The sequence below is a fragment of the Nannocystis pusilla genome (assembly GCF_026626665.1).
In the GTDB taxonomy this organism is placed as follows: domain Bacteria; phylum Myxococcota_A; class Polyangia; order Nannocystales; family Nannocystaceae; genus Nannocystis; species Nannocystis pusilla.
Map to the genome: position 1 here is coordinate 6974662 of NZ_JAPNKE010000002.1, position 20203 is coordinate 6994864.

Genomic DNA, 20203 nt, shown 5'->3' on the forward strand with positions numbered 1-20203 from the left:
GGCGGCACGCAGCACGCCTTGCGCGCGCCGCCTCGCACGAAGCACGCGTCGACGAGCCGCGCGGCGCTCCCGCTCGAATTGTCCTCGGCGCAGCCGCCCCCGGCCCCTCGCGCCATCGCAGCCGCCGAGCCGGGCGCAGCCTCCGTCGCCCGCGTGGGGACGCTCCCGTTCATCGCCGGCTCGCAGGGCGCCGCATGAACTCGTCCACTCGCAGCGGCCAGGCCCGCGCTCGACTGCGCGCATGAACTTTCGGTCAGGTACGAAATCACCCGCGGGGCGATCGCCTCGAGACGGCGTTCGGCCTACCATCTGCACATGCGCCGCAGCTACCCCTTGGCCTCCCTATCCTCGTCTGCGCCTGCGCCGCTGGGCCCGCCGCCACCACCGAGGGCGGCGCGACGACCGGCACGACCTCGCTCCCCGCCGCCACCGAGACGACCACCGGCCCCGGCACCACCGAGTCGTCGACCTCGACCTCGACCTCGGCCCTGCCCACCACCTCGACCACCGCGAGCCCGACCGGCACGAGCACCACCGGGGGCGCCAAGTTCGACCTGGGGGCGATGCCCGACATCAACGACACCGGCCCGGTCGACGAGAGCACCTGCGAGCTCGCGGCGATGAACCTGACCAGCGCCGGCTGTGTATTCGCGCCGACCGTCGGCGACAGCGGCACCGACCTGCCGTGGGCCGTCGTCGCCGCCAACACCAGCGGCAACGTCGACGCCAACGTCACCCTCTACGGCGCGGCCGGCGAGGTGATCGAGGCCGCCGTGGTCGCGCCCAAGCAGCTTCACACCTTCATCCTCCCGGCCCTCTCGGCCGCCCTGACGCAGCACGCCATGCCGGTGCAGACCGGCGTCCTCAAGCAGGTCCTGCGGCTCGAGAGCGACGTGCCGGTGGTGGCCTATCAGTTCAGCCCGTACTCGTCGTCGCAGGTGGCGACCGCCGACGCCTCGCTGCTGCTCCCCGCGCACGCGTGGGGCCAGGATTACCTGGTGCCGAGCTATCACAACAGCGACTTCTCGGCCAGCTGGGTCAGCATCATCAGCATGGTCGACGGAAACGAGGTGACCGTGGACATGCCCGCCGGGATGCAGGGTGGTACGGAGGCCGGCGGCGGCGTCCCGGGCCTCGGAGGCGGCAGCACCACCACGCACACCGTCGACGCCCAGCAGGCGCTGCGGATCGTCTCGCCGAGCGGCAGCGTCGCCGACTTCACCGGCATGCGCGTCAGCAGCACCGCCCCGGTCGCCGTCATGACCGGCTCGCCGGCGATGAGCCTGCCCGGCCCCGGCATGAACTATTATAAAGACTACCTCGAGGAGCAGGTCCCGCCGCGCACCGCGTGGGGCAAGGACTACGCGGTCGTCAAGTTCCGCCCGCGCAGCGACGAGCCCGACCTCTACCGCTTCATCGCCGACAAGGACGGCACCGTCCTCACCTTCACCGGCGAGCATCAGGGCGAGGTCACGCTCGACGAGGGCCAGTTCCACGAGCTCCTCACCGCCGCATCGTTCCGCGTCGAGGGCACCGAGGCCTTCATGGTCGCCCACTACATGCTGAGCCAGGACCAGTCGCACGGGCCCAAGGACGACGCCGAGTACCCCGGCGCCTTCATCTCCAAGACTAGCGACATCCCCTCGGGAGACACCACCGAGCTCGGCGACCCCGCGATCACCTTCATCCCGCCGACCGCCCAGCACCGCAACAACTACACCTTCCTGACCCCCGAGACCTACGGCTGGGACATGCTCACCGTGGTCGCCCCCGAGTCCGGCTGGAACACGATCGAGCTCGACGGCGCGGCGTTGCCCTCGCCCACCCCGCTCGGCGTCGGCGACCTCGCCTACGCGCGCTTCCTGATCCCCGACGGCCCGCACGACATCCGCAGTCAGTCGGTCAAGTTCGGCATCGAGGTCTACGGTTACGATTGCCGGATCAGCTACGCCTACCCCGGCGGCCTCAGCCTCGGCGAGATCAACCAACCACCGGGTTGACGACGGAGCGCGCCGACCCGGCCCGCTCGACGTCGAGGGGCGCTCGACGACGTTCGTCACGCCGTCGACGAGCGCCGCTCCTGCGCCGCGCGACCCGACGCCGACGTGCGTAACAGCCCGGGTCCGCTCGCCGGCGCATCGGCTTGCTCGCAATCGCGGGGCCCGCTCGTGGGCGCCACGCTCCGCCCGCGCCGCGGCCACGAGGTTCCGCTCGCGCGCCGATGCGCCGGCGCTACACTGCGAATCATGGTCCCGCCCGCCCTCAGTCCGCGCTGGCTCGTCGTCCTCCTCGTCACCGCGGCGCTGTGGACCGGCCTGGCGATGCTCGCCGCCTATCTCAACACCGGCCAGGGCCCCACGCTCGAGACCCTGCGCGGGGCGGCGCTGTCGCTGTCCTTGATCGCCGCGGTGCCGGTCGTGTTCGGCTTCCTCGGCGCCCGCCTCGGCTTCCTGCTGGCGCAGGTCGGGCTGATCATCGGCTACTTGTTGCTGCTCCGCGCCTTCGCCGGGCCCAACACCGGCGGCTTCGAAGACCTGGCGGCCGTCGCCACCTTCCTGATGCTCGGCGCGATCGGCCTCGGCGTGGGGACGCTGATCGACATCATTCGCTGGTTCGTCGGCAAGCGCCGGTCGGCCGGCTGAGAGTGAGATCCGTGAGCAACAGAGATCGACCGACGCTCCGAAGCTCGATCCTGGCGGCCGTCGTGGCGTGCTCACCCGACCGAAGCAAGGCTCGAGCACGCCGTCGGCTGTCGTACCGCCCTTACCCGCCGGCCCGGCGCCGCGCCGCCGATGACGAACGGGTGCTTGAACACCGCCAGGGCCGCATCGCACTGGGCGACGAGGGCTCGACCGTAGGCGGCCCCCTGCGTCCCGCCCCGTCGCGCCGGCGCCCACGCGGCCCCGTACGTCGCCGCAACGGCGCGTAGGCCATACGATGGATCATCGTGCCACGCAGGATCTCGGTCGTCAAAGCGGCGGAGTCGCGCGCCCCGAGCAAACCGACCGGCCGGATTGCTCAGTCACAGACGATCAAGTATTTCAGCCCGTGATATTTTGGGGGCACCGCCGTACCGTCGGTGCGGTGTAATTCGGCGGTGAGCTCGACCGGGCACGACGGCCCCGCGTTGCGGGCCAACACCAGATATTCGCCCGCCTCGAGCTCCTGGGTGAGCGTCATCGCCCCATCGGTCGCCGCGAACTCGCGCAGCCACGACGGATCGAGCCGCAGATCGATCCGCGACAGCACGCAGCCGTGGGGTTCGATGTGCAAGGTCAGGATCGCGGGTTCGTCGAGGCGCACGTGTGCGCTCCGCGACACGTTCCAGACCGGCGGCGCCTCCGGGCGGCTGTAGATCACCGCGCTCTGGCCGAGCTCGAGCAAGGGGACCCGGCTCGGCCAGCACCGCTTGCGCGCCTCGCGGTCGAGCTCGCCGGCGACGCACCGGTGCCGACGGCAGCGCGGAACGCCGAGCGGGAGACGCATACACGCCGGCGAGGTGATGACGCCGCAGCGGTCCGCGAGCTCGCGTTCGACGCCCCGGAGTGACGCGGCCGCCGAGGCTGCATTCGCATAATAGGGCGCGAGGCACTGCTCGGGGACGATCTCGACGCAATCGTCGTCCTCGTCGCAGAAGTTCGCCGCTCGCCGCTGTTGCAGGTACGCCCCGACGTCGCAGTCCACCGTGCGGGACACGTCCCCGCCGAGGATGACGGGCTCGTCCCGCGCCGTGCAAGCGGCGACCAGCAAGACCGCCGCCAGGCGAGAAGAGGACCGCATTCACGGCAGAATGCCCGAACCCGCGGCGGCCGTCACCTCGCCCCGGAAGCGCTCGCCGAGTCCGCTCGCAGCGATCGCGCAGCCACGAGCGGCCCCGGCGGCCCTGCGCTGCAGTCACGCCACGCAGGCCCGTGGCGCCTCGATGCACCCCCGACCGCTCCGCGCGCGATCGCGGGCGGCCCGCGGATCCCCGCACCGGCCTCGCGCCCTCCGTTATCGCTCCGGCAGGAACGGCGACAGCCACGCCGCATAGTACGCCAGCACCTCGCGTCCGACGAACCATGGCTCCTTGAGCAATCGCCGGCTCATCGTCGCCGGCACCGTATAGGCCAGCACGCCCGCGCGCTCGAACAGCAGCTTGACCCGCGGCTGGTGATAATAATGGCTGACCGCCAGCACCCGCCGCACCCCGCGCTGCTGCAGCCATTCGGCAGTCTGCTCGACCGTCGCCGCGGTGTCGACCCCCAGCTCGTCGAGCACGATCGCCGAGGCCGGCACGCCCGCCGCGATCGCCCGGGCCTTCATCGCCTCCGGCTCCGACACCCCGTGGTCCTCGTCGATCGCCCCGCTCATGATCAGCACCGGCGCCAGTCCCCGGTGGTACAGCCGGATGCCCTCGTCGACGCGGTCGGCCAGCGCGTGCGACGGCCGACCGTCGCTGTAGACCCGCGCCCCGAACACCACGATCGCGTCGGCCTCGCGGGCGTAGCGGGTCGGGCCGAACGTCAGCATCAGCAGCAGCGGCAGCGCGCACGCCACCCCCGCCGCCGTCGCCAGGCTGCGTGCCACCTGTCCCGAAGACCATACCCTCGCCGGCCCCGGCCGCGCCGCCGTGAGCGCCAGCGCCAGCGACAGCGCCAGCACCAGCACCGAGCTCGGGAACGGCAGCGGCGTCGCTATCCGCCCGCCCAGCAGCAGCGCGAAGTACACCGCAGTGTCCCACGCCGCCGCCGCCGCGACCGCCAGCAGGCACACCACCGCCGCCCACCGCACCCACCCCGCCGCAGCGGCCCGAGCCCGCGGGCGATCAGCGTCGCCGCCAACATGGCCTTGAAGACAGATGAACCTGTCCCTCCGGGCAGGCTGATCCACGCCCCCGTGACGTCGAAGCGCGGCCCCGCGAGCACGGACCCGAGCACGTTGAGGGCCACGAACACCCCCAGCGCCAGCGCGACGTCCGGCAGCCACGCGCGGACGCGAGCGCGGGGACCGTCCTGGGCGTCGGAGCGCATCGTCACCCCCTACCACGCGCCGGCGCGCCCCGACATTCCCGGCGGCCGGCGATCGAGGGGAACACCTCGTCTGCGCCGGCCGGCTGCGCGCGCCGGGGCCGCGCAAACCAGCGAAACCTCCATGTCTTTTGGACATGTCCCTAGAACATCCCCACATGAAGCGCTCCCGAGCGCGCGCGACTTCGACGTGCGCCGCAGCGCCCCGAGATTCGCCGCACGAACGGCGATATCTGCTTTACGAGCGCGAGGGGGAGCCCCTACGCTGCCGCCATGACGCATCGCCTGTGTATGAACGCGTGTACCTCGGCTGCCCTCGCGGCCTCGCTCCTCGCTGCGTGCGGCGACAACGGAGGGAGCTCCGCGACCAACGTCGCGACGATGTCTGCGGGGACGACCACGGCGGCGACCGACCCGGGGACCACCGCTGCCAGCAACACCGACACTCCGACGACGAACCCGCCGACCGAGGGGACCGGGACGCAGGGCATGACGGAGACGGGCACCACGCAGGGTCCGACGTCGACCGGTCCTGGCACCACCGACAACCCGGTGACGAGCACGACCGGCCCCGACACCACCACCACGACCACCCCGGGCACCACCACCGTCGACACCACGACCACGCAGGGCACCACCACCGTCGACACCACCACGACCACCGGCGACTCGACCACCGGCGAGGACCCCTTCTTCGGCGAGATCCCCGAGACCTGTGAGCAGGCCGAGCTGTCGAAGAGCACCGTCGGTTGTGCTTTCTACGCCCTCGACATGGACTCGCACGACTCCGCGGAGACCGGCCAGTTCGCGGTCGCGGTCGCCAACGTGCAGAAGGACCAGCAGGCCACGGTCACCATCGAGCGCAAGCAGGGCGGCGTGTGGAACATGATCGCCGGCCCCACCCCGATCAACGCGCTCGGGCTGCAGACCTTCAACCTGCCGGATCAGCACACCGACGACAGCCAGCTCGCGCCCGGCTTCGCGTACCGCGTCAAGTCGACGGTGCCGGTGATCGCCTACCAGTTCAACCCCGTCGACGGCTCCGCCTCGTACCTGTCGGACGCCTCGATGCTCTACCCCGTCACCGGCCTCGACTCGATCAACCACGTGATCGCGTGGACGTCGATGATGGACAACACCAACACCTTCCAGCACAGCTACGCCAGCGCGGTCGCGGTGATGGACAACACCAAGATCAAGGTCACGCCGAGCACCACCACCGCCGCGGGCTCGGGCGTGCCCGCCGGTCAGCCGGGCGTGCCGTTCGAGATCACCCTCAACGAGGGCGACGTGCTCAGCGTCGCGGTGCAGAGCCTCGGCACCTCGATGACCGGCACGATCTTCGAGAGCGCCAAGGAGACCCCGTTCATGCTGTTCGCGGGGCAGGAGTGCGCCCTCATCCCGGCCGACGTCTGCTGCTGCGACCACATGGAGGAGCAGATCAGCGGCGTGCGCCTGTGGGGCAAGCACTTCATCGGCGCGCGCACGGCCGTGCGCAGCGTCAACGCCCCCGAGCCGTCGCTGTGGCAGATCTACGGCGCCGAGGACGGCACCACCGTCACCCTCAACGCCGACGCCCAGGTCACCGGCCTGCCGGCCAACCCGATCATCCTCGACAAGGGCGAGGTGGTCGAGTTCTACGCCGGCGGTCCCATGGGCGAGCCGGGCGACTTCGAGATCACCGCCGACAAGCCGATCGGCGTGATGAACTACATGACCGGCGCCGAGAACCTGCCGGACCAGTTCTTCAGCATCGGCGACCCCGCGGCCGTGCAGATCCCCTCGGTCGAGCAGTTCTTGCCGCGCTACGTCATCCTCGTGCCCGCGACGTGGATCAACGACGTCGGCGTGTTCACCCGCCAGGCCGGCGCCACCGTCACCATCGACGGCGTCCCGATCCCCGACTCCCAGTGGAACCCGGTCGCCGACAGCGACTACGAGGTCGCCCGCGTCCCGCTCGGCGACGGCGTCCACGTCCTCGAGGGCGGCGAGGTCCCGTTCAGCGTCATCGTCGTCGGCTGGGACCAGCACGACAGCTACTCGTACCTCGGCGGCACCGGCACCAAGATCGTCAACCCGACGCCGATGTGATCCTCTTCAAGAATAGACATGTCCTGAAGGGCATGCCCATGTGGGCATGCCCTTTCGTACATGTCCTTGCGATCATCCTCCGGACAGGCGGCCCAGCCACGGCTGGTAGCTGGCGCCGTCCTCGCCGAGGAAGCTGCCGCTGACGACCACCGCGCCGCTGCTGGTGAACGCCGCGGTGTTGCCGTCGCCCCAGCTGAACGGCGGGCCGAACTCGTGCTCGAAGCTCCACAGCAGCGCCCCGTCGGGACCGAGGAGCCCCACCCACAGGTCGCGCCGCCGGCCCCACTCGTTGTCGGGCTGCGGCGGCTTGTCGGCGCCGCCGGCCAGCACCAGCGCGCCGTCGCAGCGGACCGCGCCGCCGAAGGCGATGTCGTCCTGGCTCTCGAGCCCCAGCGGCACTGTCCACGCGAGCGTCCCGTCGCCGTCGAACTTGCGCGCCGAGAAGCCCAGGCCCGGGTCGGCGTCGAACGCGGCGCTCAGGAACGCGGCGCCGTCGTCGGCGACGAACACCGACTCTGGCTTGTCCTTGCCCTCGAGGTCGTGCGACCAGAGCGGCGCCCCGCCGGCGTCGAAGCGGCCGACCCACAGGCGGTCGGGGAGCTCGGCGCGGGCGGCGATCGCCGTCGAGCCGTCGGCGCCGACGTCGAGGCGGACCTGATAACCGAGGGTCTCCGGCACCGCGAGCGCCGTCTCGGCCTTCACGTTGCCGAACCGATCGAGGCGCACGTGGGCCAACGGCTGGTCGAACGCCCACTCGAGCACCGTGATCGTCTCGCCGTCGGCCGCCAGCTTGCCCTGCGGGTCGTACGAACCCCACGGCTCGACCGGCGGGCGCTCGTGCTCCCAGCGCCACACCTTCGCGCCGTCGGGCGCGTAGCGCAGCACCACCAGGCGCGCGTCGTAGGTGCCCATCGTCTCGGCCTCGACCGCGAGGATCGCCTCGCGCACCAGCACGTGGACGAACCCCGCCGGGTCGACCGCGACGTCGACCGCCGCGTCGTCGAGGCCGTGGGCGCCGGCGTAGACGTCGCTCCACACCACCGCGCCCGCGGCGTCGCGCAGCTCGACCACCGCGTCGCCCGTGGCCGTGCCGCCGGCGATCGCCACCGAGTCGTCGGGCCCGGCCGCCAGCCCCGGCACGAAGCCCGGGAGCATCGCCGCCGACTGCGACCACTCCAGCGCGCCGCCGCCCTCGCCGGGCTCGCACGCGGGCGCCGGCGCGTCGCCGGTCTCGACCTCGCCGCTCGAGCTCGTGGGCGCGGAGCTGCTGCCGGAGCTGCTGCCGCTCGTGCCGCTGCCGTCGTCGGTCTCGGACTCGCCGCCCTCGCCGCCGCAGGCGACCAGGACGGACAGCAACGGGATGACCGCGATCTTCGCCGCCGTCATGCCCGGGCCCTCCGCCGCCGCGCGGCCAGCACGAGGAGCAGCGCCAGCGCCGGCGCGCCCGCGGCGTCCTGTCCCAAAGAACAGCCCGACTTGCGCGGGTGCTCGCCGTCGTGGCCCTCCGAGTCCGAGGTGGACTCGCCGGTGGTCTCGCTGCCGCTCGAATCGCCGCTCGTCGAATCATCCTGCCCGGTGCTGGTGCCCGCGTCGGGCCAGTCGCTGGTGCTCTCCTGCGGCTCGCACACGCCTTCGTGGGCGATCGCCACGCCCGCGCAGGTCTCGGCGTAGCAGGCGTTGCCGTAGCTGTTGCCGTCCACGCCGCACACCGGCTCGTACTTCTCGCTGCAGCCGCAGTAGGCCGGCTGGATGCGCGCGCACTCCTCCGCGGTCAGGCCGCTCTGGGCGATCCACCCCGACAGCGCGGGGTGGGTCATGTCGAGCAGGCGGGCGTTGTTCTCGCGCCGGGCGATCTCGCCGGCCACGTCGGCGAAGCCCGACTCGATGACGAGGTGACCGACGGCGCACGCGACACCGTCGGCGTCGATGAAGAACGGCACGCGCTCGCCGATGAACTCGGGGTTGTGCGGGAACAGCCCGCCCAGGCGATAGGCGTGCAGGCGGTCGAGGTTGCGCGCGCGCTCGGCCTGCAGCGCGGGCGGCAGGTGCGACGTGTCGCGCGCCCGCAGCTCCGTCTCGACCGATTCGAGGTGTCTTCGAATCCGCGCCCGGTCGGCCTCGACCTGGCCCGTGACTTCAAGCGCCAAAAAAATCAATCCAAGCATGGCGCATAGCGAAGCACCGCCATGCGGGCGCGTCAAGGTGCGGGCGCGCCGGCGCCCTGGAGCGCCGCCTCGGTGGCCCGCAGCAGCGGCTCGGCGGCGACCGGAGCACCGGTGGCTTGCGTCATCCACAGATCCGGCGTCAGCGCCCCGAGCGAGGCCATGCGCTCGAACTCCGGGCCGAGCTTGCCGGCCTTGGCGATGTGCTCCTCGATCTGGAACGCGATCAGGTGCCCGAGCGGGTAGTCGGACAGGTACAGCGGATACGAGATCATGTGGCTGTAGATGCCGAGCAGCGGCGTGCCCGCGCTGCCGAGCACCGGCGCGTAATAGCGGTCCCAGATGTCCTGGGCGATCTTCACCACCGCCTCGCGCAGCTCGGCCGGGGTCGCCTCGGGGTGGTCGTACATCCAGTGCCACGCGGCGACGTCGACCAGGGCGACGCCGGCGATCTCGAACGTCGCCCAGAAGTCGGCCAGCACGCGCTCGCGCTCGCTCGCCGGGTCGGGCTTGCCGACGCCGAGCAGCTCGAGGTCGCGGGCCTGGAACACGAACGCGAGCGCCTCGGTGAACGCGTTGTTGGGCACGCCGGCGAGCAGCGTGTGGTCGACCGAGTACAGCGAGAACACCTGCTCGACGTTGTGGCCGAGCTCGTGGACGGCGATGTTGTAGCCCTTGTAGTCCATGCCGCCCGCGCCGACGCGCGTGCGCAGGTGGGGGAAGTCGCCGCGGCGCAGCGACTGCAGCGCGTGCCCGGCTCCGCGCGACGGGTCGACGAGGATGTGCTCGGCGAGGAACTTGGCCTTCGCCGGCGCGAAGCCGAGGCCCCCGAGCAGCCGCGGCATGTCGCGGGCGAACGCCTCGGGCGTCGGGTAGCGGGCCTTCGTGCGCTTGTCGAGCTCGGCCTCGGCGTGGGCCGCGTTGCCGCGGAAGCCGGCGTACCACAGGTCCTGCGGCCCGAGCTCGCGGCCCAGGCGCTGCTTCATCAGCGCCGCGGTGCGGGCCACCAGCGGCGACGTCAGCACCTGCTCGAGCAGCGCCTTGACGCGGGCCTCCGGCAGCTCGCGGCCGAGTTCGAAGCTGCGGGCGATCGCGTTCGGGGCGATCGGCACGTACTTGTCCTCCTGCCGCGCCGCGTGGAAGTTGGCCAGCAACTTGCGGTAGCGGACATCGTCCTCGCGCGCGCCATCGAGAGCCACCGGGCGCGGCGGCGCGTCGGCCTCGACCTCGCTCGCCGGCGCCGCGCTCACCGCGTTGGTGAACGGGTGCCAGTCGACGTGCGGGTTGTCGATCACGGCCGCGGGGATCGTCTGGGTCACGATCCGCTCCATCACCTTGACGATCATCTGCTGCTTCTTCAGCCCGTCGGGGTCGGCGTAGCGGCCCTTGAGCTCGTCGCGCAGGTTCCAGTGGCTGATGAGGCGCAGGCCGGACGGGAACGGACGCGCACCTGTCTCATCGACCAGGTGGTGCATCCAGATGTTGTACTGCGCGATGTACAGGTCGGCGTCGGCGGTCGCGCGGGTCACCGCCTGGCGCACCTCGGCGGGCACGCGGCGGCCGAAGCGGGCGCCCAGGCGGACCTCGGCCCACTCCTGGCGGCTGTACTTCGGGCCATGTTCGCTGCGCTCGGCCAGCGTCGTCAGCGGGAAGTTGAGCAGGACCACGAAGCCGACCTTGGCCTGGAACAGGTCCTCGGTGACGTGGGCGAACGGGTCGTAGGTGGCGAGCAGCGGGTCGACCCCCAGCATCGGGCCCGTGTCGACGTCGGACGCGCGCCGGACCTCGCGGCCGACCTCGTGGGTGTGGCCGTCGATCTGCTCGAACACCGACTCGAGGCGGGCGAACGTGGCCGCCAGGGCGACCGGGTCGCTGATGAAGTGCTCGCGCACGAAGGCCGCCAGGTCGCCGTCCTCCGGGCGCCACAGCGCGGCCACCTGCGACAGCCCGCGCTCGATGCGGGCGCGGTGGCCCTCGCCGTGCTGGCGCAACAACTCGGTCGTCAGTCCCGTGAGGTCGGGCGGGCTCATCGGCGGGTCCTCCGGGGTCGGGGAGATCGCGTCGGGCGCGGGCGTCGGCGCGGCGGCCGTCGGCGCGGCGGTCGTCGGCTCCGCCCTCGGCGGCGGAGGACCCGCCGCGGGGCCGCGGTCGCACGCGAGCGCGAGCACGAACGGGACCAGGGACCGAAGATTGCGGCGACGAAAGCGGGCGAGCGCGGACACGACCGGACGAGTGTATCCGGACCGACGCGTCCCGATCCTGTCCGAAGAGACAGATTTGCAGCGAGCCGGTCGGCGAGCTCGACCGTGACGAGCGCCGGAGACTCCATGGGGCCGCGGCTCGTCGGCGACGAGCGCCGAAGACCCGACGGGACCACCTACCTATTGCAGCCTACACGTCCCTGCGAGGCGGGCTCAGACGACCACGTCGACCAGGGCGCTGGCCTTGGGGTGGCGGCCGGAGGCCTGCAGCTTGGCGGTGACGCGGTAGCGGCGGTGATTGGCGGACGGCTCGAGGTCGGCGGGCAGGGGCAGGACGACCGGCACTTGCAGGCGCTCGCCGGGGGCGAGGGAGCGGCCGAGGGGGATCGTCACGGCGGCGGCCTCGCGCCAGAAGTCGAAATCCCCGTGCCTGGGGTTGTCGTAGATGAGGCGCTCCTCATCCAGGCGGAGGAGCACCCCCTCGAGGTTCACGTCATGCTCGCCGCCGACCAGCTCGAGGGTGCCGTGGAGGTCCTCGCCGGCGCGAACAGCGGCCTGGAGGTCACGCAGGGCGATCCCCTCCCCGTTGCTGACGATCGCGTGCTTGATCCGTTCGATAAAACCCATGGCTGCGAGTGGATCTGTAGCACCGTATGATGCATCCTTCATCTGAACCTATCTTCGCGTATTTATTATCGGTGGACGCTTCTCCTGATTCTTGCCATCACATCGCCGTCGCCGCCGATTAAGCCCGCTTCATCCTCGATGCCGCCCTTGACTCCAGACAAGCAGCCCTGGCACGCGCACCTGGCCGCCGACATTCCGGCCTCGCTCGTCGTCTTCCTCGTCGCTCTGCCGCTGTGCCTGGGTATCGCCCTGGCGTCGGGAGCGCCACTGCTCTCGGGGCTGTTCGCGGGGTTCGTCGGCGGCCTCGTCGTCGGCGCCCTGAGCGGCTCCCCGCTCAGCGTCAGCGGCCCGGCCGCCGGCCTCACCGTCGTGGTCGCCGCCGGCATCGCCGAGCTCGGCGCCTACCCGGCCTTCGTCCTTGCGGTCGTGCTCGCGGGGGTGATGCAGCTCGGCTTCGGCCTGCTGCGGGCCGGCGCGGTGGCCCACTTCGTCCCGGTCGCGGTGGTCCACGGCATGCTCGCGGCGATCGGCTGCATCCTCGTGCTCAAGCAGGTGCCGCACGCGCTCGGCTACGACCTCGACTTCGAGGGCGACGAGAGCTTCGTCGGCCAGAGCGGCGGCAACACCTTCACCGACATCATCGCCGCCGTGCAGCACGCCGACCTCGGCGCCTTCATCATCTTCGCCGCGGCGCTGATCGCCCTGCTGGCGTGGCAGAAGGTCGGCAAGAAGCTGGCCGGCTCGTGGATGCCGCCGGCGCTGGTCGCGGTGATCGTCGGCGCGGCCACCAACGAGCTGTTCCGCCACTACGCCCCGGGCCTGCACCTGAGCGAGAGCACCCACCTGGTCACCATCCCCGACCTCAGCGGCCTGTACGGCATCCTGTTCGCGCTGCCCTTCCCCGACTTCTCGCGCCTGGGTGACCCGGCGGTGTGGCGGGTCGCCGCCACCATCGCGGTCATCGCCAGCGTCGAGTCGCTGCTGTCGGTCGGCGCCTCCGACAAGCTCGACCCGTTCCACCGCATCACCCCGACCGACCGCGAGCTCAAGGCCCAGGGCGCCGGCAACATCGTCTCGGGCCTGCTCGGCGGCCTGCCGATCACCGCCGTCATCGTCCGCTCGTCGGCCAACATCGACGCCGGCGCGCGCACGCGCATGTCGGCGATCCTCCACGGCGTGCTGCTCCTGCTCAGCGTGCTGGTGCTGGCGCCGATCCTCAACCACATCCCGCTGTCGGCGCTGGCCGCGGTGCTGATCGTCATGGGCCTGCGGCTGGCCAGCGTGCGCGTGTTCCACGAGCAGTACCAGCGCGGCAAGGGCCAGTTCGTGCCGTTCGTCGTCACCCTGGCGGCGATCTTGCTCACCGACCTGCTGGTCGGCGTGGCCATCGGCGTCGGCGTCGGCATCTTCTACGTCATCCGCAGCAACTTCAAGTCGGCGATCGTGGTCAACCACGAGGACCACGAGTACCTGATCCGGTTCGCCAAGGACGTCTCGTTCCTCAACAAGCCGGCGCTGCTGCGCGCCTTCTCGACGATCCCCGCCGGCTCCACCGTGCTGATCGACGGCACCCGGGCCCAGTTCATCGACCCCGACATCCTCGACGCGATCGACGACTTCCTGCTGTCGGCCAAGGCCCGCAACATCACGGTGGAGCTGCGCCGCAGCGCCACCAGCCTCAACACCCACTTCAAGCAAGAGGCCGCCGCATGAACCCCGCCCGCCGCCTGCTCCTCGCCAACAAGTCGTGGGCGCAGGAGCGACGCGCCATCGACCCCGAGTTCTTCCAGCGCCTGGCCGCCGGCCAGCAGCCCGAGTTCTTGTGGATCTCCTGCTCCGACAGCCGGGTCCCCGAGACCCAGCTGACCGTCACCGACGCCGGCGAGCTGTTCGTCCACCGCAACGTCGCCAACCTGGTCCGCGCCGACGACACCAACGTCCTGTGCGTGATCCAGTACGCGATCGAGGCGCTCAAGGTGCACCACGTGATCGTCTGCGGTCACTACGGCTGCGGCGGCGTCAAGGCGGCCATGAACGGCGCCCCGCCCGGGCGCCTCAGCCACTGGCTGGCGCCCGTCGCGGAGATCTACCAGAAGCACCGCCAGCAGCTCGACCTGCTGACCGAGGACGAGCGCTGGGCCAAGCTGGTCGAGCTCAACACCGTCGAGCAGGTCCACCGCCTGGCCGAGACCGACGTCATCCGCAACGCCTGGGCCACCGGCGTCTACCCCTACCTGCACGCGTGGGTCTACTCGCTGCCCGACGGCCTCATCCAGCCGCTGCTGACGCTGAGCCCCAAGGGCCCGCAGAACCTGCTGTGAACGCTAATGTCTCTCAGGACATGCTCTTTCAGACATGTCCTATGGGACATCTACCTCAGAAGCGCACGCGCAGGCCGTCGCTACCGACGGAGATCCGCCGGCCCACGCGCGCTCCCCGGACGCCGAGCACGAACATCGTGATCCCGACGGCGAGCAGCGGCAGCGCGACCAGGTGGCCGATCGCGGTGTTGCGGGCCGCGTCCTGCTTCGCCGCCTCGTACTCGGCCCGCGACGCGAACTCCTGCTTGCCGTGACGGATCGCGTACAGCTCCGCCAGGTGGACGCTGCCGAACACGAACATCCCCAGGCCGGCCGTCATCGGGGCCAGGCTGGCGAACCCGAAGTTCCGGTGGCGCCGCTCGCGGTGCTCCTGCCACGCCGCGCGTCGCTCGATCTGCACCCGGTCGAGCGCGTCGATCTGCTCGCGCAGGGCGTAATCGGTCCCCTTCACGTGCTTCAGCGCCGCCGCTGCCGCCTCGCGCCCGTGCGTGGCGCCGACCGCTTCGCGTTCCAGCCGCGCCAGCGCGACGGGGTCGATGGGTGGTGGCGGCGGCTTCGTCCGCGGCGTCGCGCTCACGCCTGACCCTGTCGGCTTCCACGGGCCCGCCAGCCCGTCGAGGCGCAGCTGCTCTGCCAGGTAGTCTTCGGGCCTCGCCCGCGGTCGACACGTGAACCTCCCGTGAGGTCCGCTCAGCGCGATCGACCGGAAGTGCTGCGAGCTCTCGCACAGCTCCTGCACCTTCGCCTCGCAGTCGTGCGGCCGCCAGGCGAAGAACTCGCGCAGCTGCAGCTGCAGCGTCTCGCCCTTCACGGTCGCCACCAGCTGCCCGCGCGCGCCGGGTTCTCGGCGTCGAACGCCGCCTCGACCGCGAGCGCGAACTCCTGCCGCAGCTCGACCTGCGCCGCCGCGTGCTCCTGCTTCCTCGTCGCGTGCGCGCGCTTGCGACAGCGCTCGAGCGCGACGATCGCCGCGTCGCGCAGCGGCTCGGACGCGAACCGGTGCAGCTCGTCGTGAAGCTCGACCAGCCGCTCGAACGGCACCTCGCAGCTCGCGCTCACCGCCCGCGCCTCGACGGTCCGCGCCAGATACAGCGCCAGCTCGTCTCTGCTCGGCTCGCTGGCGGCAATGAACGCCGCGAGCCGCTGCTTCGCCGCCGACTCGGCCGCCTCCGCGGCGCGCAGCGCCTCCTTTGCCTGCGCCTCCTGCTCCGTCGCCGCTCGGGCCTCGACCTCGAGCTCGGCGCGCCGCTGGACCTCCTCGGCCGGCGCCTGCGGCGGCCTTATGTCACAGCCGCACACTGCGAGCGCCACGAATACACACACCGGCTTCTTCGACATACGAGCGCCGCCCGGGCGCCACGTCGGACAACCCTCCGGCCGCTCGCCGCATTCCGCATCCTCGCGGCGCCCGCGGGCCGGCTGGCGCAAGCGTCTGTCTGCCACCGCCCGCGCCTCCTGCGCGGTCTCGCGGCCCCGCCCCTGCCGGCGCGCCGGCGCCCGCCAGGCGTGACCGCCGGGCTCGTGGACGCCGCGAGAACGACGATTTACCCGCGGGCCTGCGGACCCCGCAGCCCCGGCGACGGGCCCGCGGGCGCGGCCACGCGGGACGCGATATCGTGGGGCGATGTTTGCTTCGCTTACCTCGCTCGTGGTCGCGTCCAGCCTCCTCGTCGCCGCCGCCGGCGAGCCGGCCCCCGCCGCCGCCGACGCCACGAGCGCGCCGAGCTACATGCAACCGATCTACGTCGACCCGCCCGCGGGGTACTACGATCCGCCGCCCGGCTACTACGATCCGCCGCCCGCGTACTACGAATCGGACACTCCCGGCGGCGCCCCTGTTCATAAAGATCCGCCGGCCGGGTACTACGATCCGCCGCCCGGCTGGTACGACCCTCCGCCCGGCTATTACCTCCCGCCCGCCGGCCTGCCCGCGCCGCTGCCGATCCCCGGCGAACCCGCCCTTCTGGCCGACGACGCCTGGCAGAAGTGGGCTCGGCGCCACGATCAGCTGCGCGGGCGCCAGATCGGCTGGGGCGTCGTGCTCGGCCTCAGCGTCCTCACCCTCGGCATGATCGCCGCGTTCCCCCCGTCCGACTGCCGCGATTGCGGCATCTTCGGCCGCCCCGTCCTCGGCCTCGGCGCCCTCGTCCTCGGCAAGATCTCCCTCGTCTCCAGCATCATCAACGGCGTCGCCCTGGCCCGCCACAACCGCAACCGCCCCGGCCCGAACCTGAGCTTCGGCGCCGGCTCGGTCCAGATCAATTTCTGAGTGTCCGCGAGGTCATGTTCTCGAGGACATGCCTATCAAGGCATGCCCGAAAGAACATGTCCCCGAGGACCACCGCTCACTCGCGCAGGTAGGCCAGCGCGTGCGGGCGCAGGCGGGCCTGGGCGCCGGGCGACAGGTCGCAGAAGCTGGCGATGCGGCCGCGGCAGCCGGGCGCGCCGCAGGCGCAGGGGACGCTCCAGCCCGGCTCGCACATCGACGTGCTGTAGTCCCACAGCACCTCCTCGCCGGCGCGGATCGGGCGCAGCGCGTGGAGGGTGACCGAGCCGTCGACGAACCCGAGGTTCGGCTCGCAGCCGTGGTTCATGAAGTCCTCGATGTCCTCCGAGCCCGGCCGGCTGACCAGCCACAGCGCCGGGCCGACCTGCATCGCGTACAGGTCCTCGGCGACCGTCGCCGCCGCCACCAGCATCCCGCCGAACGTCAGCACCGGCTCGCCGGGCGCGATGTCGCTGCGAGCGTATACGCCGCGGCCGTGGACCTCCGACCCGCGGACCTCGAGCAGCTGCCGGCTGCGCCCCGGGCTCACCGCTCGCGGCGACAGCGAGCGTCGCAGCGCCGCCTCCGCCTCGTCGTCGCCGCTGTCTCGCGCCGCCTCGTGTTCGTCGTACACGCGCGGAACGTAGCAGCAATTGCAGCGACCCCGCGGCCCCGGCGATCGCACCTGTCGCTGCGGCCAGCTCACGCGCCCCGCCGCGAATGTACATATCCCACCCGGCCGCTCCCGATCTGACTCCGGGGACATGTCCAGACCCGGCGTCCGCGCCGCCGGCCTCGCTGCAGCGCTCACCACGCGACCGGCGTCGGTTGCAGGCGATCGTCGTCCCCGCCCTCGCCCACCCCGCCGAACGTGTTGCTGCCCCAACACAGCACCTGCCCGTCGTCGGTGAGGGCGCACGCGTGCAGCTGCCCGAGCACCACCTGGTTCGCGTCCGCCACCGGCAGCGTCGCCGGCGCCGCGCAGTACGGCTCGGGCGGCGCCCGCCGGGGCGACTCGGCCACCTCCACCACGTACTCGCGCGGCTCGTCGCAGCCGGGCCACAGCAGCCGCTCGGAGCCCCACTCGCGGCCCCAGCCGCGGGCTGTCCCATCGGCCAGCAGGGCCGTCGTCCGGTACTGCCCGGCCGACAGCCGCTCGGCCCCGCCCAGGCCGAGCACCGGCGCCGGCGGGCCGACCGTCGTCTCGCCGCCGTCGCCGCGCTGGCCGAACGTGTTGCCGCCCCAGCACACGGCTGTCCCATCGGACAGGGACGCGCACGCGTGGTCGAAGCCGGCCGTCAGCCCGCGCGCCCCGGCGACGCCCTCGACCGGCCTCGGCGTCAGGTGGTCGCGCCCCGACCCGTCGCCGCACTGGCCGTACTCGTTCCAGCCCCAGCACAGCACCTCGCCGGCCGACGTGCGCGCGCAGCTGAAGCCATGGCCGACCGCCACCTCCGCCGCCGACTCGAGCCGCACCACCGCGAGCGGGACGGTCGACGACAACAGCCCGCCGTCACCGAGCGCCCCGTGCGAGCCCTCGCCGCGGCACATCACCCTGCCGCTGCCGACCACCGCGCAGTCGTGATCGAACCCGAGCGCCAGCTGCCGGACATCCTGCCAGCCTGCCACCGGCTGCGGCGTCGCGCGCCCGATCGGCGCGTCCGCCTCGATCTCCACCGCCGGGCTGCGCCCCCAGCACCACACGCTGCCGTCGCCTCGCACCGCGCACGTGCGGTCGCCCTCCGCGGCGATCTGCACCGCGTCGTCGATGCCCATCGCCGCCACCGGCCGCTCGCGCCACGCCGCCGCCCCGTCGCCGAGCTGACCGCTCGCGCCCGCGCCCCAGCAGCGGACCTGCCCGCCGCGCAGGCGCGCGCACGTGTGGAACGAGCCCGCGGCCAGCTCCTCGACCACCAGCTCGGCCGGGCCCGGCTCGTCGCCGACCTCGACCGGCACGCGGCCCCACCAGGCGGGCCCACAACCCGTCAGCGCCGCTGTCACCATGGCCCACGCCCACCGCACGCGCCCCGCAGCATAACCGATCGCCGCGGCCCTGGCGCGGCCCCCGGCATGGTACAAGGCGCCTCGTGGACTCGCCGGCAGGACAGCTGCAACGCGCGCGCGAGCAGGCCCGGACCCGCCTCGGCGACGGCTACGCGCTGGACCTCATCGACCAGGACACCCTCGACGAGCGCCTCGAGGCGGTCGAGCGCGCCGCCAGCGTCGCCGAGATCGACGCGCTCACCGCCGACCTGCGCCCGGCCGCGACCACCGCGCTGGTGCCCACCGCCGCCGCCCTCGCCGTCCCCGCCGCCCCGACCCGGCTCCGCGTCCTGTTCAGCTCGGTCGACCGCACCGGCGCCTGGCACGTCGCCGCCCGCACCCACGTCCGCGTCGTGTTCGGCAACGCCACCCTCGACCTGCGCCAGGCCGTCCTGCCCGGCGGGCCGATCGAGCTCGACGTGAACGTCGTGTTCGGCAACCTCGACATCATCATCCCGCCCGGCTGGCAGCTCGACAACGAGTGCGGCGCGATCCTCGGCAGCGTCGAGCAGCTCAGCGGCCCGCCCCCGCCCGGCAAGCCGCGCCAGCTGCTGCGCGTGCGCGGCCGCGTCGTCTTCAGCAGCCTGACGATCCACGAGCGCCTGCCCGGCGAGAACGCCTGGGGCGCCCGAAAGCGCCGCAAGCGCGAGCACAAGGCCCTGGCCCAGCGCAGCGCCCGCGCCCTGCCGGCCGGCGACGATTGATGCCACTTGCCCGCAGGGACATGCTCTAAAAGCATGTCCCCACGAGCATGCTGATTCGGACATGCCCAGGAGGACATGTCGCTTCGCGCCGCCGCCGATCGCAGCGCGTCACTCGCAGGTGTCGTTCCGAGGCGCTCACTCCGGCAGCGCGACTCCACCGGCTCCGCTGAAGGCGCGAGGGCATCCACCTTCGTCCCGCTGCCGCTCGCGGCGCGTCACTCGCACGTGACGACCCGCGGCGCGCACTCCGACAGCGCCGTCTTCACCGGCTCCTGCATGCAGCGGAAGCGCGCGATCGGGTCCGGCTCGGCCAGGCAGGCGTCGAAGTAGGCCACGTCCGCGAGCAGCACCGTCTCGTCGGGTCCGGACGAGGCGGGGGCCCTCGGCCTGGCAGGGCGCGGTCGCGCGGCGGAGGATCGCCGCGCTGCCGTCGGCGAAGATCTGCAGCCCCGTCCAGCTCCAGCTCGGCGCCACGTCCTGCGTGAACACCCACGCGACGAAGCCCGGCGTGCGGGCCTGCATCGCCGAGAGCACGCAATCCATGTGCTCGATCTCCTCGTCGCCCTGTGAAAACGCCGCGCAGTCGCGTTCGCAGTGCAGGAACGCCACCGGACACAGCTGCTCGCCGCAGGACGCGTCCTCGGCCTCCGGGTCGCACTCGCACGCGCCCTCGGCCTCCACCGCCGTCGTGCCCGCCTGGGTGGCGCTCCCGGTCTCGGCCTCCGAGCCGCCGGAGCAGGCGACCGTGCCACAAATCAGGGTGCTGAGAAGAAGGGTTC

20 protein-coding genes are annotated in these 20203 nt (G+C 72.2%); 7 read left to right on the forward strand and 13 right to left on the reverse strand.

The features are described from left to right. Positions 1–265: 265 nt before the first annotated feature. Positions 266–535, reverse strand: a complete 270-nt coding sequence (locus OV079_RS30760; protein ID WP_267772592.1) for a hypothetical protein — start codon at positions 533–535, stop codon at positions 266–268. A gap of 28 nt (positions 536–563) precedes the next feature. Between OV079_RS30760 and OV079_RS30765 the strand changes: the two genes are divergently transcribed. Together OV079_RS30765 and OV079_RS30770 are read left to right on the forward strand one after the other, a co-directional pair. Beyond that, positions 564–2000 carry an IgGFc-binding protein gene (locus tag OV079_RS30765; RefSeq protein ID WP_267772594.1) on the forward strand — a complete coding sequence of 479 codons (1437 nt, stop codon included), beginning with the start codon at positions 564–566 and terminating at the stop codon, positions 1998–2000. A 246-nt stretch (positions 2001–2246) separates the two neighbouring features. Beyond that, the gene (locus OV079_RS30770; protein ID WP_267772595.1) at positions 2247–2642 is read left to right on the forward strand and encodes a hypothetical protein; all 396 of its coding nucleotides are present in this window, start codon (positions 2247–2249) and stop codon (positions 2640–2642) included. 376 nt (positions 2643–3018) lie between these two features. Here OV079_RS30770 and OV079_RS30775 read toward each other — a convergent pair whose 3' ends face one another. The 3 genes from OV079_RS30775 to OV079_RS30785 form a co-directional block, all read right to left on the reverse strand. After that, entirely contained in the window at positions 3019–3780 is a 762-nt protein-coding gene (locus OV079_RS30775; RefSeq protein ID WP_267772596.1) for a hypothetical protein, read from the reverse strand. 213 nt (positions 3781–3993) lie between these two features. Then, the gene (locus tag OV079_RS30780; RefSeq protein WP_267772598.1) at positions 3994–4758 is read right to left on the reverse strand and encodes a YdcF family protein; all 765 of its coding nucleotides are present in this window, start codon (positions 4756–4758) and stop codon (positions 3994–3996) included. Next, a complete protein-coding gene (locus OV079_RS30785) occupies positions 4677–5012 on the reverse strand; it encodes a hypothetical protein (protein ID WP_267772599.1) in 336 nt (111 codons plus the stop codon). Before OV079_RS30785 ends, OV079_RS30780 begins: the two co-directional genes overlap by 82 nt. Positions 5013–5282: 270 nt before the next feature. On the opposite strand from OV079_RS30785, the gene OV079_RS30790 reads away from it, so the two are divergent. After that, positions 5283–7100 carry an IgGFc-binding protein gene (locus tag OV079_RS30790; protein ID WP_267772600.1) on the forward strand — a complete coding sequence of 606 codons (1818 nt, stop codon included), beginning with the start codon at positions 5283–5285 and terminating at the stop codon, positions 7098–7100. A 72-nt stretch (positions 7101–7172) separates the two neighbouring features. Here the strand turns inward: OV079_RS30790 and OV079_RS30795 are convergent, their stop codons facing one another. The 4 genes from OV079_RS30795 to OV079_RS30810 all read right to left on the reverse strand — a co-directional run bounded on the left by OV079_RS30795 (position 7173) and on the right by OV079_RS30810 (position 12090). After that, positions 7173–8486 carry a hypothetical protein gene (locus OV079_RS30795; protein ID WP_267772601.1) on the reverse strand — a complete coding sequence of 438 codons (1314 nt, stop codon included), beginning with the start codon at positions 8484–8486 and terminating at the stop codon, positions 7173–7175. Beyond that, the gene (locus OV079_RS30800; protein WP_267772603.1) at positions 8483–9247 is read right to left on the reverse strand and encodes a Kazal-type serine protease inhibitor family protein; all 765 of its coding nucleotides are present in this window, start codon (positions 9245–9247) and stop codon (positions 8483–8485) included. The genes OV079_RS30795 and OV079_RS30800 overlap by 4 nt, the downstream gene beginning before the upstream one ends. Before the next feature lie 50 nt (positions 9248–9297). Next, positions 9298–11292, reverse strand: coding sequence for a hypothetical protein (locus OV079_RS30805; RefSeq protein WP_267778686.1), 1995 nt, complete (start codon positions 11290–11292; stop codon positions 9298–9300). Between the two features lie 384 nt (positions 11293–11676). Further along, on the reverse strand, positions 11677–12090 hold the full coding sequence (locus OV079_RS30810; RefSeq protein WP_267772605.1) for a sporulation protein: 414 nt from the start codon (positions 12088–12090) through the stop codon (positions 11677–11679). A 147-nt stretch (positions 12091–12237) separates the two neighbouring features. Between OV079_RS30810 and OV079_RS30815 the strand changes: the two genes are divergently transcribed. Continuing rightward, the gene (locus OV079_RS30815; RefSeq protein WP_267772606.1) at positions 12238–13803 is read left to right on the forward strand and encodes a SulP family inorganic anion transporter; all 1566 of its coding nucleotides are present in this window, start codon (positions 12238–12240) and stop codon (positions 13801–13803) included. Then, positions 13800–14411 carry a carbonic anhydrase gene (locus OV079_RS30820; protein WP_267772608.1) on the forward strand — a complete coding sequence of 204 codons (612 nt, stop codon included), beginning with the start codon at positions 13800–13802 and terminating at the stop codon, positions 14409–14411. Before OV079_RS30815 ends, OV079_RS30820 begins: the two co-directional genes overlap by 4 nt. Before the next feature lie 55 nt (positions 14412–14466). Here OV079_RS30820 and OV079_RS30825 read toward each other — a convergent pair whose 3' ends face one another. Both OV079_RS30825 and OV079_RS30830 read right to left on the reverse strand, forming a co-directional pair. Further along, entirely contained in the window at positions 14467–15222 is a 756-nt protein-coding gene (locus OV079_RS30825) for a hypothetical protein (RefSeq protein ID WP_267772609.1), read from the reverse strand. Then, positions 15219–15749, reverse strand: a complete 531-nt coding sequence (locus OV079_RS30830) for a hypothetical protein (RefSeq protein WP_267772611.1) — start codon at positions 15747–15749, stop codon at positions 15219–15221. The genes OV079_RS30825 and OV079_RS30830 overlap by 4 nt, the downstream gene beginning before the upstream one ends. A 286-nt stretch (positions 15750–16035) precedes the next feature. Here OV079_RS30830 and OV079_RS30835 point away from each other — a divergent pair, with 286 nt between their 5' ends. Beyond that, positions 16036–16680 carry a hypothetical protein gene (locus tag OV079_RS30835; RefSeq protein WP_267772612.1) on the forward strand — a complete coding sequence of 215 codons (645 nt, stop codon included), beginning with the start codon at positions 16036–16038 and terminating at the stop codon, positions 16678–16680. Positions 16681–16756: 76 nt separating this feature from the next. Here the strand turns inward: OV079_RS30835 and OV079_RS56355 are convergent, their stop codons facing one another. Beyond that, the gene (locus OV079_RS56355) at positions 16757–17311 is read right to left on the reverse strand and encodes an SET domain-containing protein (protein ID WP_267772614.1); all 555 of its coding nucleotides are present in this window, start codon (positions 17309–17311) and stop codon (positions 16757–16759) included. A 173-nt stretch (positions 17312–17484) separates the two neighbouring features. After that, on the reverse strand, positions 17485–18699 hold the full coding sequence (locus tag OV079_RS30845; protein WP_267772615.1) for an RCC1 domain-containing protein: 1215 nt from the start codon (positions 18697–18699) through the stop codon (positions 17485–17487). Between the two features lie 65 nt (positions 18700–18764). Here OV079_RS30845 and OV079_RS56360 point away from each other — a divergent pair, with 65 nt between their 5' ends. Next, positions 18765–19424 carry a DUF1707 SHOCT-like domain-containing protein gene (locus tag OV079_RS56360; protein WP_267772616.1) on the forward strand — a complete coding sequence of 220 codons (660 nt, stop codon included), beginning with the start codon at positions 18765–18767 and terminating at the stop codon, positions 19422–19424. Between the two features lie 215 nt (positions 19425–19639). Here OV079_RS56360 and OV079_RS30855 read toward each other — a convergent pair whose 3' ends face one another. Beyond that, entirely contained in the window at positions 19640–19774 is a 135-nt protein-coding gene (locus tag OV079_RS30855) for a hypothetical protein (protein ID WP_267772617.1), read from the reverse strand. Positions 19775–20203 lie beyond the last annotated feature (429 nt).

What these genes read in the sequence shown, in the direction of transcription:
- OV079_RS30830 (WP_267772611.1), bottom strand. Translation starts at nt 15,749, where the DNA reads ATGTCGAAGAAGCCGGTGTGTGTATTCGTGGCGCTCGCAGTGTGCGGC.
- OV079_RS30775 (WP_267772596.1), bottom strand. Translation starts at nt 3,780, where the DNA reads ATGCGGTCCTCTTCTCGCCTGGCGGCGGTCTTGCTGGTCGCCGCTTGC.
- OV079_RS30820 (WP_267772608.1), top strand. Translation starts at nt 13,800, where the DNA reads ATGAACCCCGCCCGCCGCCTGCTCCTCGCCAACAAGTCGTGGGCGCAG.
- OV079_RS30790 (WP_267772600.1), top strand. Translation starts at nt 5,283, where the DNA reads ATGACGCATCGCCTGTGTATGAACGCGTGTACCTCGGCTGCCCTCGCG.
- OV079_RS30785 (WP_267772599.1), bottom strand. Translation starts at nt 5,012, where the DNA reads ATGCGCTCCGACGCCCAGGACGGTCCCCGCGCTCGCGTCCGCGCGTGG.
- OV079_RS30835 (WP_267772612.1), top strand. Translation starts at nt 16,036, where the DNA reads ATGTTTGCTTCGCTTACCTCGCTCGTGGTCGCGTCCAGCCTCCTCGTC.
- OV079_RS30770 (WP_267772595.1), top strand. Translation starts at nt 2,247, where the DNA reads ATGGTCCCGCCCGCCCTCAGTCCGCGCTGGCTCGTCGTCCTCCTCGTC.
- OV079_RS30795 (WP_267772601.1), bottom strand. Translation starts at nt 8,486, where the DNA reads ATGACGGCGGCGAAGATCGCGGTCATCCCGTTGCTGTCCGTCCTGGTC.
- OV079_RS30810 (WP_267772605.1), bottom strand. Translation starts at nt 12,090, where the DNA reads ATGGGTTTTATCGAACGGATCAAGCACGCGATCGTCAGCAACGGGGAG.
- OV079_RS30765 (WP_267772594.1), top strand. Translation starts at nt 564, where the DNA reads ATGCCCGACATCAACGACACCGGCCCGGTCGACGAGAGCACCTGCGAG.
- OV079_RS30805 (WP_267778686.1), bottom strand. Translation starts at nt 11,292, where the DNA reads ATGAGCCCGCCCGACCTCACGGGACTGACGACCGAGTTGTTGCGCCAG.